At 46.2% G+C, this 16,050-nt stretch carries 17 protein-coding genes; 13 read left to right on the top strand and 4 right to left on the bottom strand.

Going from position 1 to position 16,050, the window contains the following annotated elements; genetic code table 11:
* Positions 1 to 25: 25 nt before the first annotated feature.
* Both LCM20_RS16300 and LCM20_RS16295 read right to left on the bottom strand, forming a co-directional pair.
* Positions 26 to 1,519 (bottom strand): gluconokinase, encoded by a 1,494-nt coding sequence (locus tag LCM20_RS16300; RefSeq protein WP_225196559.1) that lies wholly within the window; start codon positions 1,517 to 1,519, stop codon positions 26 to 28.
* 14 nt (positions 1,520 to 1,533) lie between these two features.
* Positions 1,534 to 2,391 (bottom strand): MurR/RpiR family transcriptional regulator, encoded by an 858-nt coding sequence (locus LCM20_RS16295; protein WP_225196558.1) that lies wholly within the window; start codon positions 2,389 to 2,391, stop codon positions 1,534 to 1,536.
* 291 nt (positions 2,392 to 2,682) lie between these two features.
* On the opposite strand from LCM20_RS16295, the gene LCM20_RS16290 reads away from it, so the two are divergent.
* The 8 genes from LCM20_RS16290 to LCM20_RS16255 all read left to right on the top strand — a co-directional run bounded on the left by LCM20_RS16290 (position 2,683) and on the right by LCM20_RS16255 (position 10,242).
* On the top strand, positions 2,683 to 3,723 hold the full coding sequence (locus tag LCM20_RS16290; RefSeq protein WP_225196557.1) for a TRAP transporter substrate-binding protein: 1,041 nt from the start codon (positions 2,683 to 2,685) through the stop codon (positions 3,721 to 3,723).
* 69 nt (positions 3,724 to 3,792) lie between these two features.
* Positions 3,793 to 4,332, top strand: a complete 540-nt coding sequence (locus LCM20_RS16285) for a TRAP transporter small permease (RefSeq protein WP_225196556.1) — start codon at positions 3,793 to 3,795, stop codon at positions 4,330 to 4,332.
* A complete protein-coding gene (locus tag LCM20_RS16280) occupies positions 4,329 to 5,609 on the top strand; it encodes a TRAP transporter large permease (RefSeq protein WP_225196555.1) in 1,281 nt (426 codons plus the stop codon). The genes LCM20_RS16285 and LCM20_RS16280 overlap by 4 nt, the downstream gene beginning before the upstream one ends.
* A 140-nt stretch (positions 5,610 to 5,749) precedes the next feature.
* Positions 5,750 to 6,646, top strand: coding sequence for an AEC family transporter (locus tag LCM20_RS16275; protein ID WP_225196554.1), 897 nt, complete (start codon positions 5,750 to 5,752; stop codon positions 6,644 to 6,646).
* 20 nt (positions 6,647 to 6,666) lie between these two features.
* A complete protein-coding gene (locus LCM20_RS16270; RefSeq protein WP_225196553.1) occupies positions 6,667 to 6,927 on the top strand; it encodes an HPr family phosphocarrier protein in 261 nt (86 codons plus the stop codon).
* Positions 6,928 to 7,201: 274 nt separating this feature from the next.
* Positions 7,202 to 8,716, top strand: a complete 1,515-nt coding sequence (mqo, locus tag LCM20_RS16265) for a malate dehydrogenase (quinone) (RefSeq protein ID WP_225196552.1) — start codon at positions 7,202 to 7,204, stop codon at positions 8,714 to 8,716.
* Positions 8,717 to 8,765: 49 nt separating this feature from the next.
* Positions 8,766 to 8,975, top strand: coding sequence for a hypothetical protein (locus LCM20_RS16260; RefSeq protein WP_225196551.1), 210 nt, complete (start codon positions 8,766 to 8,768; stop codon positions 8,973 to 8,975).
* Between the two features lie 280 nt (positions 8,976 to 9,255).
* Positions 9,256 to 10,242 carry an aldo/keto reductase gene (locus tag LCM20_RS16255; RefSeq protein WP_225196550.1) on the top strand — a complete coding sequence of 329 codons (987 nt, stop codon included), beginning with the start codon at positions 9,256 to 9,258 and terminating at the stop codon, positions 10,240 to 10,242.
* A 56-nt stretch (positions 10,243 to 10,298) separates the two neighbouring features.
* Here LCM20_RS16255 and LCM20_RS16250 read toward each other — a convergent pair whose 3' ends face one another.
* Together LCM20_RS16250 and LCM20_RS16245 are read right to left on the bottom strand one after the other, a co-directional pair.
* Positions 10,299 to 10,721, bottom strand: a complete 423-nt coding sequence (locus LCM20_RS16250) for an RDD family protein (RefSeq protein WP_225196549.1) — start codon at positions 10,719 to 10,721, stop codon at positions 10,299 to 10,301.
* A 21-nt stretch (positions 10,722 to 10,742) separates the two neighbouring features.
* Positions 10,743 to 11,897, bottom strand: a complete 1,155-nt coding sequence (locus LCM20_RS16245; protein ID WP_225196548.1) for an FtsW/RodA/SpoVE family cell cycle protein — start codon at positions 11,895 to 11,897, stop codon at positions 10,743 to 10,745.
* Positions 11,898 to 12,066: 169 nt separating this feature from the next.
* Between LCM20_RS16245 and LCM20_RS16240 the strand changes: the two genes are divergently transcribed.
* From LCM20_RS16240 to hxlB, 5 genes are all read left to right on the top strand, one after another.
* Positions 12,067 to 12,645, top strand: a complete 579-nt coding sequence (locus tag LCM20_RS16240) for a hypothetical protein (protein WP_225196547.1) — start codon at positions 12,067 to 12,069, stop codon at positions 12,643 to 12,645.
* Between the two features lie 239 nt (positions 12,646 to 12,884).
* Positions 12,885 to 13,889, top strand: coding sequence for a LacI family DNA-binding transcriptional regulator (locus tag LCM20_RS16235; RefSeq protein ID WP_225196546.1), 1,005 nt, complete (start codon positions 12,885 to 12,887; stop codon positions 13,887 to 13,889).
* Between the two features lie 15 nt (positions 13,890 to 13,904).
* On the top strand, positions 13,905 to 14,858 hold the full coding sequence (locus LCM20_RS16230; RefSeq protein ID WP_225196545.1) for a sugar kinase: 954 nt from the start codon (positions 13,905 to 13,907) through the stop codon (positions 14,856 to 14,858).
* Positions 14,859 to 14,870: 12 nt separating this feature from the next.
* Positions 14,871 to 15,524 (top strand): 3-hexulose-6-phosphate synthase, encoded by a 654-nt coding sequence (gene hxlA, locus LCM20_RS16225; protein WP_225196544.1) that lies wholly within the window; start codon positions 14,871 to 14,873, stop codon positions 15,522 to 15,524.
* A complete protein-coding gene (gene hxlB / locus LCM20_RS16220; RefSeq protein WP_225196543.1) occupies positions 15,493 to 16,047 on the top strand; it encodes a 6-phospho-3-hexuloisomerase in 555 nt (184 codons plus the stop codon). The genes hxlA and hxlB overlap by 32 nt, the downstream gene beginning before the upstream one ends.
* Positions 16,048 to 16,050: the final 3 nt, after the last annotated feature.

Genomic DNA, 16,050 nt, shown 5'->3' with positions numbered 1-16,050 from the left:
CTGGACCAGGCTTCTTTTCTAGTTTCTATGAAGTGTGTAATTTTTGATAAGTCGTTTGTAATTGACTCGATACGTCTTTATAAATGTTGAAGAGTTCCTCATAGATTTCTTTATTCTCGGCGTTCGGCTCGAAACGCTGTTCCATTGGAATCTTTTGTTTTATATCCTCTAACGAAGAAGCTTGACCGGTGCTGCATAATGTCAGCCATGCTGCTCCCCACGCAGAGCTTTGGTGACTGGTAGGAATGTAGACATCCTTCTGCATCATATCCGCGAGCATTTGAACCCACACAGAGGAACGGGCGAAGCCGCCGCTTGCATAGATCTTATCAATGCTGTTACCTACGCGGTTCAAAGCATCGGCGATATGTACGATGGAGAACAGAACACCTTCCATCGCTGCTCGCGTCATATGCTCTTTTCTATGAGAAGGGGTGAGCCCGATGAAGGATCCTTTCGCTTCAGACTTCCAGAACGGAGCCCTCTCACCGTTTAAGTAAGGTAAAAATAACAGTCGGTCTGACCCAGCAGCGGTTTCTGCTGCCATGTCACTGAATTGCTCCATTGTGTAATGGTCATTTTCACCGCTCCATAGCTTCTGCAGCCATGAAAGGACGAGTCCGCCGTTATTCGAAGGTCCTCCAGTGATCCACAGGTCATCTGTGAAGCTGTAAGAGAAGATTTCCTGCTTTTCATCCAGTAGGGGACGATCAGAAAATTGGCGGATCGCTCCACTTGTACCGATGGTGACGGCTGTTTCCCCAGGTTGGATGGCTCCAATCCCCAAGTTGGCAAGCGGTCCATCACTCCCGCCGATGACGAATGGCGTTTCTTCAGCCAAGCCTGTTTCCTTCACGACTTCATCAGCCAATCCGGACATTTTGTAATCTGGTGAAACCGGTGTGAAAAGCTGTTCCTCTTTTATCCCGGCAAGCTTTAGGGCTTCTGGTTCCCATTTATGTTCATGGATATTAAATAATCCTGTAGCTGCTGCGATGGAATAGTCGACGGTCTTTTCCCCGAACCACCGATAAGTCAGATACTCCTTAATCGAAACAAAATACGTCGCTTCTCTATATTCTTCTGTCTCCCTGTTTTTCATCCAGACTAATTTGGCTAAGGGTGACATCGGGTGAAGGGGAGTTCCCGTTGCCATATAGATTTCCGGATGCTCACGCTTCAGCCATGCCGCTTCCTCAACACTTCTGCCATCTGCCCAGATGATGGACGGGGAGAGGGCAAGACCTTCTTCATTCATACATATAAGAGAATGCATGGCTGCTGAGATCCCGACTCCGGAGATGTCCTTCGCTTCTATCCCACTTTTCTCTCTACATTCTTTCAAAGCTGTTCGTGCGGCTTGTTCGATTTCTGCAGGATCCTGCTCTGCATACCCTGTTTGTGGGTGAAGAAGGGGATACCCTTCTTCATGTTCCGATACGACATGTCCGCTTAAGTCAAACAGAACCGCTTTAGCGCTGGTCGTACCGATATCTAGTCCAATGACGTGTGTACCCATTTGTTTCATCCTTTCTACATGCGCTTTCTAGATATAGCTTTTCTTACTTTCTTCGTTGCTTCCTGAGCCTGTTCTTTCCTTCTTACACTATAATTCACAAAAAGAGAATCAATGATGGAGAGGGCAGCAATCCTCGATGCCAATGCTTCTGAACGGTACTCCGTTTCTTGTGAAACCGTGTAGAGGCTGACATCCACAAGCTTTGTGAGTGGAGATTTAGAGAAATTTGTGATCGCGATGGTTTTGGCTCCATTCTCCTTTGCTTCCTCAACGAGGTCGATCATGTCCTTGTTCGCCCCGGTATGTGAAATGATGATGCAGACGTCGCCTTCTCTTAACTGGGTAGCCGTCATCAATTGAAGGTGGGAGTCCATGTAAGCATGGGATTCAATACCTGTTCGGACAAATTTGTGCTGAGCATCCTGAGCAAGCACTCCAGACCCGCCACTTCCATAGAAGAAAAAGCGTTTCGCTTCAATGAGATAACTCATGACTTTTTCAATGGTTTCTTTGTTTTGGATATCACGCGTAGATTCCAAAGCCCTAATGTTTGCCTGAAATATTTTTTCATTGATTTCTAAATCATTGTCATCCGGGCTGATCGTTTCATGAATATCCTCTATTTCATTTACAATCTCGGATGCTAGTGCAATCTTCAGGGCTTGAAATCCTTTAAAACCTAAGCGCTTACAAAAACGGAAAACCGTAGCTTCGGCAACCATGAGGTCATCCGCAATGTGGTTAATGGTATAATGCACGATCTTCTCACGATTCTCGAGAATGTAATCGGCAATTATTTTTTCTTTCTCGCTGAACTGGCTGTAAGATGAGCGAATACGACTAATCACGTGCTTAGTAGGTGCTTCAATCATCAATTTTCCTCCTATAATTCGTCTATTTCTAGTATAAATGAAAAAAATTTTTTTGAAAGCGCTTGAAACGAAAAAATATTCTTGTATAATCGGAATTATAGAAAAAATATTTCATAAATTGCTAACTACATATGATCACTATGAATACGCATTCATCAATTGCCCTTCTTCAGACGAAGACAGGCAGTTACTTCGGTCTTGTTTGAAAGCGTTTAACCTGAGAGTGGATGATCATTCTCTTGGAGTCATTGTTAGTGAAGCAGTTAATAATTAGAAAAGGGAGTTTTCTTAATGAGAAAGTTATTCGTACTCGTTTCTGCTATCTTATTGATTGGTATTCTAGCCGCCTGTTCTGGGAACGATTCCGCATCTGGTAATTCTGGAGATGGAGAAGGAAGCGGTGAATCAAAAGTTATTAAAGCCGGTATCGGTCTGAACCAGGATCACCCACAATATAAAGGTCTATTGAAGTTTAAAGAAATCGTTGAGGAAAAAACAGATGGTGCAATTACAGTTGATACATATCACAGTGGTCAGCTAGGTGACGACCGTTCTATGATGGAAGCCCTTCAACTAGGTACACAGGAAGTCGTTATTCCTTCTACTGCTCCTGTAGCAAACTTTGTAAAAGAGTTCAGCGTGTTCGACATTCCTTTCTTGTTCCCGAATGAGGAAGTAGCGGACAAAGTGCTGGCAGGCGAAACAGCACAAGGACTATTAGACAAGCTTGAAGAGCAGAACCTTGTAGGACTATCTTATTGGGAAAACGGATTCCGTGACTTGACGAACAGCAAGCGCGCAGTAGCTTCTATGGAAGATTTCGAAGGTCTTAAGATCCGTACAATGGAAAACGACCTGCACCTTGATGCCTTCAAAGAGCTAGGTGCTAACCCGACTCCAATGGCATTTACTGAATTGTTCACGGCCTTGCAGCAAGGTACAGTTGATGGACAGGAAAACCCTTATGCAACAATTTATCTACAAAAGTTCTATGAAGTTCAAGACCATGTTTCAAACACTCACCATATCTATAGCCCGTTCGTATTCATGATGAGTAAGTCTTTCTATGATGGCTTGACTGAAGAGCAACAGACGATTGTACGTGAAGCTGCTGTAGAAGCAGGGGAGCACGAGCGTAAGTTGAATCGTGAAGCTAACGAGAAGTATCTGAAAGAACTTCAAGAAGAAGGTATGACTTATACAGAAATCACTCCAGAAGCTCGTCAGGAAATGGTTGAGGCTGTACAACCTGTAATCGATGAGTACAAGAGCAAAATCGGAGAAGAAACGGTAGATGCAATTTATCAAGAAATCGAAGATGCAAAGGAATAAGGAAGTAACGTTGCGGGGTTTTCCCGCAACGTCTTTCTACATAATTTGAAAGTGTGCTGAGGTGACATTATGAACATCGTACGAGCGATCGATCGTAGACTTGAAGAAGTATTACTCGTTCTATTCTCAAGTGTTATGGTAAGTGTGATTTTTCTTCAAGTGGTAATGCGTGTATCAGGAAACTCGTTGTCCTGGTCGGAGGAACTTGCCCGTTATTGTTTTATTTGGCTGGTCTATATCGGAATCAGCTATGGAGTGAAAAAGCAGCGTCATATTAAAGTAGACGTCATGCTGCTCTTGCTGAAAGGAAAAGGGAAACTCGCCCTTTCCATTCTTGCCAATCTATTATTCTTAGTTTTCAGTCTGTATGTCGTAGTAAAAGGGTATGGAATTGCCAGCCAGCTGCTAAGCTTCGGCCAACAGTCTCCTGCTCTTCATATCCCAATGGGACTTGTCTATATGGCGACACCGATTGGATTTGGACTGACATCCATCCGATTAGTACAAAATTTGATTACACAATTTAAGATGTTGACCGGAAAACAGCCACTTGATGTAGAAAATGAGCGCGATCGTTTGCACAAGCAGGAAGGGGAGGATGAATCATGACATCTATCGTACTATTTGGATCGTTTGCTATCCTCTTGCTTCTCAGTGTCCCTATCGGAATCTCCTTAGGTTTAGCTACAATGGTCACGATCTTTTATTCGGGAACGATTCCAATTGAATTCTTGATGAAAGAGCTTGTCACAGCTGTTGATTCATTCCCGCTCATGGCCGTACCATTCTTCATTCTTGCCGGTGAAATCATGGGTAAGGGTGGAATCTCTGAAAGGTTATTCAACTTTGCGAATGCACTCGTAGGTAACAAAACGGGTGGGTTTGCCATGGCGACGATTGTTACTTGTATGTTCTTCGCAGCCATTTCAGGTTCAGGACCCGCAACTGTTGCGGCGATTGGTGGGATCATGATTCCAGCGATGGTCAAGCAGGGTTATGATAAAAAGTTCGCAACGGCAACTGTTGCAGCCGCAGGCTCTATCGGGGTTATCATTCCTCCGAGTATTCCGATGGTTATTTACGGAGTTGTCGGCAGTGCTTCTATCGGTAACATGTTCATCGCAGGTATTATTCCTGGACTACTTGTCGGAGCTGCCTTAATGACATGGGCTTATATCTATTCTAAGAAAAACAACTACAAGGGATCTGATAGTAAGGTCTCCTTGGCAGATGTCGGCCGTACCTTCTGGGAGGCTAAGTGGGCCCTCGTGATTCCTGTCATTATTCTTGGCGGGATTTATGGAGGAATCTTCACACCTACAGAAGCTGCTGTTATCGCTGTTGTTTACGGCTTAATTGCTGGTTTGCTATTGTACCGTGAGTTGAAGATCAAAGACCTTCCGAAAGTCATTGCTGATTCAGCACTAACGACGGCTACGGTATTGATCATTGTCGGTTCTGCAACTGCTTTCGGTCGCTTACTTACAATTGAACAAATCCCTACTCAAGTAGCTAATTTCTTACTCTCTATTTCTGAGAATCAGATTGTAATTATTCTATTGATTACTCTATTACTACTCGTCGTAGGTTGTTTCATGGATACGCTGGCAGCCATTATCATCTTGACACCGATCCTTCTACCGATCGCAACGAACCTCGGATATGATCCGATCCACTTCGGTATTATCATGGTCGTTAACTTGGCTATTGGATTTATTACACCGCCACTTGGCGTAAACTTGTTCGTAGGTTCCGGAATATCCGGTCTTTCAATCGAAAAGCTTTCCAAAGCGATCATTCCGTACTTCCTTGCTATGATCTTTGCTTTGTTAATGATTACGTTCATTCCTGAGCTGTCCCTATGGTTGATCGGCTTCACGGAATAACATGTTCTGAAATGTCCCTCATGAATCCCTTGCTTAACGCAAGGGGTTTTTCATGACTTTAAGTCACTCTCTCTTGTGTGTAACTCGAGTCAGCGATGTTCGGGTCTACCACTTACTCTTGTTAAAAGGAAGGGAATACCATGGCTGTATTTATTCAAGTCGTGTTTCCCGTATTGCTCATCTTCGGTGCGGGATTCATCATTCAAAAAATCGCAAAGCTCGATATCAAATCCATTTCAACAATCGCTCTTTATGTCATGCTTCCCTGTCTGGTCTTCGAAACGTTTTACGAAGCAGATTTGAACGGGGAGTACGTCATGATGATCATTTTCTCAGGACTTCTTCTCGCCAGTATCCTGATCATCAATAAAATTGTCGCAAAGGTGAAGAAATATGATACCAGCATGGAAAGTGGTCTCATCCTTTCAACAGCCTTTATGAACTCCGGAAATTATGGAGCGCCGATCATTCTATTCGCCTTCGGTGAAGAGGGATTCGTGTACTCTGTTTCCTTCCTCGTTCTACAGGCGATCATCATGAATTTCTTTGGCGTGTACTATGCAGCCAGAGGGAATGCAGGCTTGAAAATGGCCATCACTGCTGTACTTAAGATGCCCCCGACCTATGCTGTACTGGTCGCTTTAATCATGAATGTAGCAGAAATACCGATGCCGGCTAACTTGATGAACAGTGTGAGCTTGTTGGCTCAAGCAACGATTCCGATGGTCATGGTCGTGCTCGGAATGCAGCTTGCTGACATTAAGATGAAGCAATTTGAGTGGTCGAAAATTACATACGCAACAAGTGTCCGACTGATCATTTCACCACTCATTGCCTTCCTGTTGACGCTCATCCTGCCTATGAGTCCACTCATGGCAAGTGTGCTCATCGTCTCAGCAGCGATGCCGTCAGCAGCGACAACGACGATCTTTGCCGTACAGTTCAAGTCGAAACCAGACCTTGTCTCAAGCATCACCTTAGTCACGACGCTCTTTAGTATCGTCACCATACCTATTATGTTGTCGATCATATTATAAGAAATCCAGGAGGTCATGAAATGGAAGCCATTCAAAAAAACGTCACCGTACATCTTGATGAGAATCAAACGATTGTAGAACTTTCAGGGATCGTTCAGAGCTATGATGCAGAAATCTTGATAAAAAAAGATGTGCAGGGTAGCTGGTATGAGATCAACCTGAAGAGTATTTTAGGACTCATCAATCTTCAGTTGAAAAATGGAGATGTCATTCTTTTAGAAAGTAAAGGGAAAGATCGACAGCAGGCGATGGAAGCGATCGAATCGTATTTCAGTAAATAGAGGTTTGATAACAATAAAGAAGGGCGGCACTCATACGGTGTCGTCTTTTTTTCCGCTATGTGAGAAATACTAAGAAAGAGCCGTTTCAAGGTGCTGCTCTTTCTTCATATATGATGAACTTCTTCATAGACGATTTTGTTGGGCATGATAAATAAATATTGAAAAAATTTGTAAATGCACGCCCATCTAACCGTTTTCATATCCTTCTCATAATGATACACTGAAATTACGGAAAATTATAAAAAGTAAACCAAAACGGGGAGTATGAAAAGATATGAACAAAGACCATATCGAAACAGACGTCATTTTAATCGGAGCCGGAGTCATGAGCGCTACTCTCGGTACGATGCTGAAAGAACTGGCTCCTGAATGGAACATTAAAGTATTTGAAAAGCTCGACAGCGCAGGGAAGGAAAGCTCGAACGAGTGGAACAACGCCGGAACAGGGCATGCGGCTTTATGTGAATTAAATTACACAAAGCAGCAGGAAGACGGTTCCGTTGATATCAGCAAAGCCGTCGATATCAATGAGAAGTATCGTGTGTCCCAGCAGTTCTGGTCCTATTTAGCTGCCAAAAATGTCATCGATCAGCCACGGAACTTCATCACACCGCTTCCGCATATCAGTTTTGTCCGCGGAGAACGTGATATCGACTTCTTGAGCAATCGTTTCGAAGCGATGGTGAAGAACCCACTGTTCAGAGGCATGGAATTTACCGATCAATACGATACGTTAAAAGAGTGGATGCCACTCATGATGGAAGAACGCGATCCGAATCAGCCGGTTGCGGCAACGAAAGTCAATGCAGGCACCGACGTGAACTTCGGCGAACTGACGCGCCTCCTCATGAACCATTTGGAGCAAAGTGACGTAGACGTTCAGTACCAAAGTGAAGTGTACGACGTCGAGCGCCAGGACGACGATTCATGGGAAGTGAAGGTAAAGAATTTTGAAAACGGTACCATCGAACATCATAAAACAAAGTTCGTCTTTGTTGGCAGCGGCGGCGGAAGCCTACATCTGCTGCAGAAATCACGAATCCCGGAAAGTCGCGGAATCGGCGGCTTCCCAGTCAGTGGTCTGTTTTTGGTGTGCGATCAGCCGGATGTCGTGGCAGGCCACGGCGCCAAGGTGTACAGCAAAGCCCCAGTGGGCGCACCACCTATGTCCGTCCCGCACCTCGACAGAAGATTTATTGAAAATAAAGAAACCCTGCTGTTCGGTCCATTTGCAGGCTTCTCTCCGAAGTTCCTGAAGACCGGATCGAATGCCGATCTATTCACTTCTGTGAAAAAAGATAACCTGGTCACCATGTCGGCAAGTGGACTGAAGAACGCTTCGTTGACCAAGTATCTGCTCCAACAGCTCATGCTTTCGAAGGAGCAGCGAATGGAAGAGCTCAGACAATTCGTCCCGCAAGCCAAAGACGAAGACTGGGAGCTCGTCGTAGCCGGCCAACGTGTTCAAATCATTAAAGACACAGAAGAAGGTAAAGGCACACTCCGTTTCGGAACCGAAGTCGTTTCCTCAGAAGACGGAACGCTTGCTGCCTTACTCGGCGCATCCCCAGGAGCCTCAACGGCCGTGTCCATCATGCTCGAGCTGATGGAAAAATGCTTCCCGGACCACATCGAGTCGTGGGAAGACAAAATCAAGGAAATGGTCCCGTCATACGGACTGTCCTTATCAGAAAATCCAGATCTGATGAAAGAACTCGAAGAATCCACCGCCAAAGCCTTGGGGTTGGATAGCCAGGATTCATCAGGAAAACTCTATAGCATGCAGTAAACAGAAACAGCGACATGATGTGTGTCGCTGTTTTTTTGTGTGCAGCGGCGTGACAAAGTCTGATAAACAACGTTTTGGTGCGCTGAAGTGGTCAAAAGGTAGAATAAAAGAATATAAAGGACGTTCTGGTGAGTGGAAGCGGTCAAAAGGTAGAATAAAAGAATATAAGCGACGTTTTGGTGCGCTGAAGTGGTCAAAAGGTAGAATAAAAGAATATAAACGACGTTTTGGGAAGCGGAAGTGGTCGAAAGGTACATAAAACGAATATAAGCGACGTTTTGGGAAGCGGAAACGGTCGAAAGGTAGATAAAACGAATATAAGCGACGTTCTGCCGAGTGGAAACGGTCGAAAGGTAGATAAAACGAATATAAGCGACGTTTTGCCGAGTGGAAGCATTCAAAAGGTAGAATAAATAGATATTCCTCATATGCCTGGAGGAAAAGCCAAAACAATCGTCCTGCCACCATGATCCTGATGTTTTGTTTTTCCTGTAACTGGCTATACAGTGGTAGATTCTATGAAAGGGAAGGTGAGCATGATGAAGTCGTTACAAGATGCGCTTAAACATAGAGTGGGGCTCGGCACAGCTCCGCTTGGGAATATGTTCAGAGAGGTTCCGGAAGATGAGGCGAGACAAACGATCCAGACCGCTTGGGATCAAGGCGTCCGCTACTTTGATACAGCTCCTTTTTACGGGGCGGGGCTTGCGGAGATGCGCCTTGGGAACGTATTGTCGCAGTATGACCGGGACGAGTACGTACTCAGCACGAAAGTCGGCCGGTATGTCACGGATGAAAAAGAGGAGAAAGAAGGGCTCTTTTCCCATGCACGCGACAATAAAGTCATCACCGATTATACAGAGGATGCGACAAAGCGATCGATTGAGCAGAGCTTGGAGCGTCTGAAAACAGATCGTCTCGACATCGTATTCGTGCATGATGTGTCTCCTGATTTTCATGGTGACGAATGGATCTCCAAGTTCGAGGAAGCGAGAACAGGAGCATTCCGCGTTCTCTCCCAGCTTCGTGAGGAAGGAGTCATCAAATCGTGGGGACTCGGCGTCAATACGACCGAACCGATTGAACTGGCTATGGAGCTTGAGGAAAATCGTCCTGATATCAGCTTGTCTGCTACGCAGTACACCCTCCTGCAGCACGAACGTGCGCTTCAGCGTCTGATGCCGACCGCGGAAAAACAAGGCGTCGACCTTGTCATCGGAAGTCCTTATAACTCAGGAGTCCTCTTTGGCGGAGATCATTACAACTACGCTCCAGCTGACTCTGAGATCATCGGACGGGTGAACCAACTGAAAGAAATTGCGGACAAGTATGGGGTTAGTTTGAAAGCTGCTGCTCTGCAATTTTCCACGGCTCATCCTGCTGTGAAGTCTGTCATTCCAGGATCTACAAGACCGGATCGAATTAAAGAGGATTTGGAAATGATTCAAAAAGAGATCCCGCGTGATTTCTGGGCGGAGCTCGTCGACCGGGGCTTTATCTCTGCTGATGCTCCTCTTCCTAACTAAAAAAAGAAGGTCCATCCCAAGCCGGGGTGGACCTTTCTTTTTGAACTAAACTGGTCCTATGGCTTCCTGAGATCAGGGACCTTCACGACTTTTGTTCCCCCAATCAGGTCGTGAACAGCTCGCTTATCCTCCCGGAAGATAACCATGAAGAAACTCGCAATCGCCGCAACGCCGAAGGATAAAGCATAGACCAGTCCGCCTCCAATGATGCGGCCGATCATGTTCGACCAACCGACCTTTTCCCCGGAGACCTTCACAATACGGATATTCGCTGCTTTTTTCGCCAAGGTGAAACCACCCCAGAGAGCGGGCAGGGTCATGAAGTAGGCGATGTCCAAGAGATACCCGTAAGTATTTGGATACACTGGGGAAAAATCAATTGAGAATAGGTTAATGATAATAAAAACAGTCGTTGCTAAGATGACGTTGTCAATGATCAGTGCGATCAACCTTTCAACCGTTCCAGCAAGTGGCTGCATGTTCTCACTCCTTTTCAGACGCTAAAACATCCGCTCTTTAGACCTTAAATACTCCTCGTAAACCCTGTACACAACGCCCATTCCAAGCATCGTCGCAAGGACTGAGCTTCCTCCGTAGCTGATCAGAAGCAGCGGAATTCCGGTGATGGGCATCACGCCGATCGTCATCCCGATATTCTGAAAAGCATGGACGGAAAGCATGATAAGGAAGCCGAAACAGAAGTAGGCACCGAACGGGTCCACCTTGTGCACGAGCAATCCCAGTGTCATCAGTCGATAGATGAGATAGAAGTAGACGAGAATGAGGATCGAACACCCGACAAATCCGAAACTTTCTCCTATGATGGCGAAGATGAAGTCGGTTTGGGCCTCAGGTATGTACACTTCAAGATCTCCGATTCCTTTTCCAAAAAGCTGGCCTGAGCCGATGGCGACAAGCGATTTCGAAACCTGATAACTCTCGTCGGCCTGCTGTTCCTCCCCAAGAATCCATGTTTCGAGCCGGTCGACTTGGTATTTATCAATCGGCAGGTTTTCTGTGGCAAACTCTGTGTACTGAACCGCTACAAACCCAAGGCCAGCCGCAATCCCTCCAAAGAGGACAGCGGTCAGGGAAATGAGCTTCCAGTTGATCCCTGAGAAAATGACAGCCGCTCCGAGAATGACCAAATAGACGACAGAGGTTCCGAAGTCCGGCTGCTGCATAATGAGTGCGACGGGCAGCGCGATCACGCCGATTAATTTGAACAGTAATAAAAGGTCGGTCATGAACTTGCGCTTTTCGTATTTATTCTTGTGGTTCACGATGACAGCGGACAGATACATAATCGTGGTGATTTTCGTGAATTCCGAAGGCTGCAGTGTCATTCCTGGCAGGGTAAACCAGCTTTTCGCGCCATTTATAGGTTGGGCAACGACAAGCAGGACCGCTAGTACGACCAACCCGAACAGGTAGGCGGGAAGGCTCAACTTATACAATTGATGCAGATCGAAGAAACGTACACCAATGACGAGCATCGTACCAACGGCGTACCATACCCCTTGCTTAAAGGCATAATTGTCGCTGGCCTGCGTGAACTGTTCCATGTTGTAGAGGGCCGCGATGCTGACGGCCATGAAGAATAGAAGAACTAGAATAAGGTCTGATGGAATTCGGCTGTTTGCTGTGTTGTTCATGTATTTCATCCTTTTTTACTCTGGCATTCTAGTTGGCACATTTAACTCGATCCATTTTACATATTAACAACATTCTACCAAAAATCGTAAGAAACGACAGGGTAACCACTTATATTGCTCGGCAAAATGATATAATCATTTTCGTAATAGGAGAGCAGGGGGGACAAGTATGAGAATGACGAAAATGACCATACCGGTCGCGATTCTATCCTTGGCGGTCTTGATTTACAGCGTTTATGTACACGTGCAGCACACGAATCTAGTCAATCGGATGGAAAGTTCGAATGAAAATCGGGTAATGATGGTCGGGGTCCATGGCGATGACATAGCCACACCTCTCGAACAATTCATTGAGATATCTGAAAGAGAGAATCCTGACCTGGAAACACTCGCGAAATATTGGTCGAAGGTGAATTTTTATCAAACGAATATGAATGCGACCCTTTCCAGCATCACGACATTTGAAGACAGCACCCAAAGTACAAACAGAAGTAAAATGGTACATATTTTGCACAACGTCAATAGAACGATTGACTACATGAGCGAAGACTTTTTGTTCAATGAAGATTTCACCATGACGCAGAAGGATCAACAGCAATTGAAAGCAATATTGAAAATCTATCAAAATGTCGCCTTCTATATTGATGAGGATCTTCCTGACTTCGAAGGACTCTTTGGTGCTATTCGTGGACCGCTCAGAACAATTGACCCTCAAACTGCAGATTTGTTATATCCGAGAGGGTCCTGACTGGCGTGCTGAGGCATGCCGGTTTTTTTATGTACAGGCAACCTTCATGATAGTACCGGTTTAAACCCCTATCTATTAATACGATACAGCGCGAAAATTGTTTCACATCGTACGTATTTTCAGACAATTTTTCAGTTAATTTTCAAATAAGTGTTGAAAAAGCGCTTACATCATGTTTTAATTTAACTAAATCGATTTACTAAATCGGTTTAGTAATTCAATTTATTGGAGAAATGACTATGAAAAAAATAACCATCGCAGATGTCGCGGCTCATGCCGGCGTTTCCAAGAGTACCGTTTCACAGTATTTGAATGAACGCTATGACTACATGGGCAAGGCGACAAAAGACAAAGTCAAAGCTGCGATTGAAGAATTAGGATATCAACCAAACGCCGTAGCGAGAAGCTTGAAGCAGAAATCCACGAAAACCATCGGCGTGATTGTAGCCAACATTCTGCACACCTTCTCTACAGAGGTGAGCCGGGCGATTGAGGATGTCTGCAATGAAGAAGGCTTCCATACCATCGTATGTAATGCCGACGACGACCCGGACAAAGAGAAGCGGTACATTGAAATGCTTCGCGCCAAGCAGGTGGATGGCCTGATCGTTTTCCCGACAGGTAACAACCGAGATCTTTACAGAAAGATGGTCGAAGAAGATTACCCGATCATTCTGCTGGATCGATGGTTCCCGGATATTCAACTGCCGGCCATCCTGCTTGAGAATGAGCTTGCTTCGATGCTTGCCGTCGATCATTTTGTAGAAAAAGGCTACCGGAAATTCGGCCTGATCACGACTTCGATTCTGAAGCACATCACACCGAGGCAGGAGAGGCTGAACGGATTTGAGAAGGCGCTTGAGAAGCATGGGTTACAAGCAAACGAACAGTTCATCCGAAGTGCTTCCAAGGAAGACATCCAAGCTTCCTTGCACGATCTGCTTCAACAGCCGGAGCGTCCTGAAGCGATTCTTGCAGGGAACGACCTAGTTCTGACTGAAGTCCTGAAATATGTGAAGCAGCATCAACTGTCGATACCTGAGGATCTGGCTTTAATCGGCATCGATGACGTACCCTATGCCAGCTTCTATACACCAGCGATTACTACAGTGGCACAGCCCACATTCAAGATGGGCAAAATGTCAGCTGAAATTTTATTAAAGAAGATTGTAAAAAAATCATTCGATCTGCCAGACCATGAAGTGAGGTTCCAACCTACTTTGATGGTTCGAGACTCAGTATAAAAAGGAGGGGGAAGGATGTTCGATGTCATCACGATCGGAGATGCGATGATTACATTTAATCCATCTCACAAAGGACCACTCAGATTCTCTTCATCTTTTGAAAGAAGCGCAGGTGGGGCGGAGTTCAACTTTGCTATCGGAAGCGCACGCCTCGGACTGCGGACAGGGTGGATCAGCCGCCTCGGGCACGATGAATTCGGAAAATACATCCGCAATTTCGCGAGAGGAGAGGGAGTAGACCTCACAGGCGTCGAGCTGCTGGATCAGTACAGCACGTCGTTGAACTTCAAGGAAGTCCGCGAGAGTGGAGAAGGAAGTACATTCTATTACCGCTTCCCGTCACCGACAGAAGCGTTGACGGAGCAGACCCTCGATGAGCAGCTGCTCCGCAACACGAGAGTCCTGCACATCACAGGCGTGTTCGCAGCCATCGACCCGAAGAAAAACATTCCACTTTTGAAACGTGCGATTACGATTGCGAAGGATCATGGTGCCTTGATCTCCTTCGACCCGAATATCCGCTTGAAGCTGTGGAGCAAAGAGGAAGCGCGGAAAGGGATTTTGGAACTGCTTCCTTACGTGGATCTGATCTTAACAGGGTTGGATGAAGCGGACCTGCTGATTGGCGAACGAGAGCCCCGCGCCATCATCGAAGCTTTTAAACGTTACGGCATTTCAATGATCGCCATTAAGCGCGGAGAAGACGGAGCAATCGGCTATGACGGCCGCTCGACGATCGAAGCCCCGGCCAAACCGCCGGAGAAAGTCGTCGATACTGTCGGAGCAGGAGATGGCTTCGATGCAGGGTTCGTCTTCGGTATTCTTCAAGGATGGGGACTGAAACGGACACTCGAATTCGCCAATACGATCGGCTCGATGGTCGTAAGTGTCAACGGAGACAACGAAGGACTCCCAGAGCTTGATGAAGTATTGATCCGCCTCGGTGAAAAAGAATTCGTAGAAAGGTAAAGGTGACCCGCTATGAATCTGCAAGTGGCATTGGACCGGTTGACGGAGGAGGAATGTGATCGAATCCTCGCAAGTGTCGATCCATCAATCGATTGGATTGAAATCGGTACAGGAGTAATCAAAGAGTATGGAATGGACATCGTTCGTTCTATCCGAAAAAAATACCCCGACAAAACGATTGTTGCGGATATGAAAACGTGTGATGCAGGTGCCCACGAAGCACGCCAGGTGTTCGAAGCGGGAGCCGACATTACAACCGTGATGGCCTTTGCAGCAGACCAGACGATCATCGATATGCAGGAGGTAGCCGAGGGTTATGGTGGCCGCGTGATGGTCGATCTGCTCGGCGTTTTTTCAAAAGAACGCGTGGCTGAACTGGTTGCGTTAAACGTCGATCTCGTCAGCCTCCACTTCGGCAAGGATATGCAGCAAAAGGCTGGGATGGACGTCGGGATGTTCTCGATTGTCCGCGACTTCCCGGATCTCGATGTGGCGGTTGCCGGCGGGCTGACGCTCGAGACGCTGCCTGATGTGTTAAAGCATCAACCTGACACGCTCATCGTGGGAAGCGGCATCACGAAGAGTGATGACCCACAACAACAAGCTGCCAAATTGAAAGGAGTGATGACAAGCTATGAAAGAGACCATGCAGACCGTCGTTCGTGAAATCGACCATGTATTGAGTCAGATTTCGGAACAAGAGGCGACCGACTTATCTAAAGAGCTGCTCAAAGCGAAGCGCATTTTTGTTACAGGAGAAGGACGTTCTGGATTTATGGGGAAAGCAGCCGCGATGAGGCTGATGCACGGAGGCTTCGATGTTTACGTTACAGGCGAAACGATTACACCAAGCATTGCAGAAGGCGATTTATTGCTCGCCATCTCTGGATCCGGCACGACCACTTCGATCCTGCATCAAGTGGAGAGTGCGAAGAAAGCGTCAAGCCGCGTAGCGCTGGTGACAACGAACCCGGATTCTCCGATAGGCAGGGAGAGCGATGTTCACATTCAGGTTCCTGCCGCAACAAAAAAACGACTGGCGCACGAGCCGGAAACGATTCAGCCACTTGGAAACCAGTTCGACCAAACGGTCCACCTTTTACTGGATGCCATCATCATTTACACCCTTCAGCACGGCTCATCTCTGACCCATGATGAGATGACAGCCAACCACGCAAATATGGAATAAGGA

Source organism: Halobacillus litoralis, assembly GCF_020171725.1.
Classification (GTDB): Bacteria; Bacillota; Bacilli; order Bacillales; family Halobacillaceae; genus Halobacillus; species Halobacillus litoralis_F.
The sequence above is the reverse complement of the archived record's forward strand: the minus strand, read 5'-3'. Positions and strand labels throughout refer to the sequence as shown.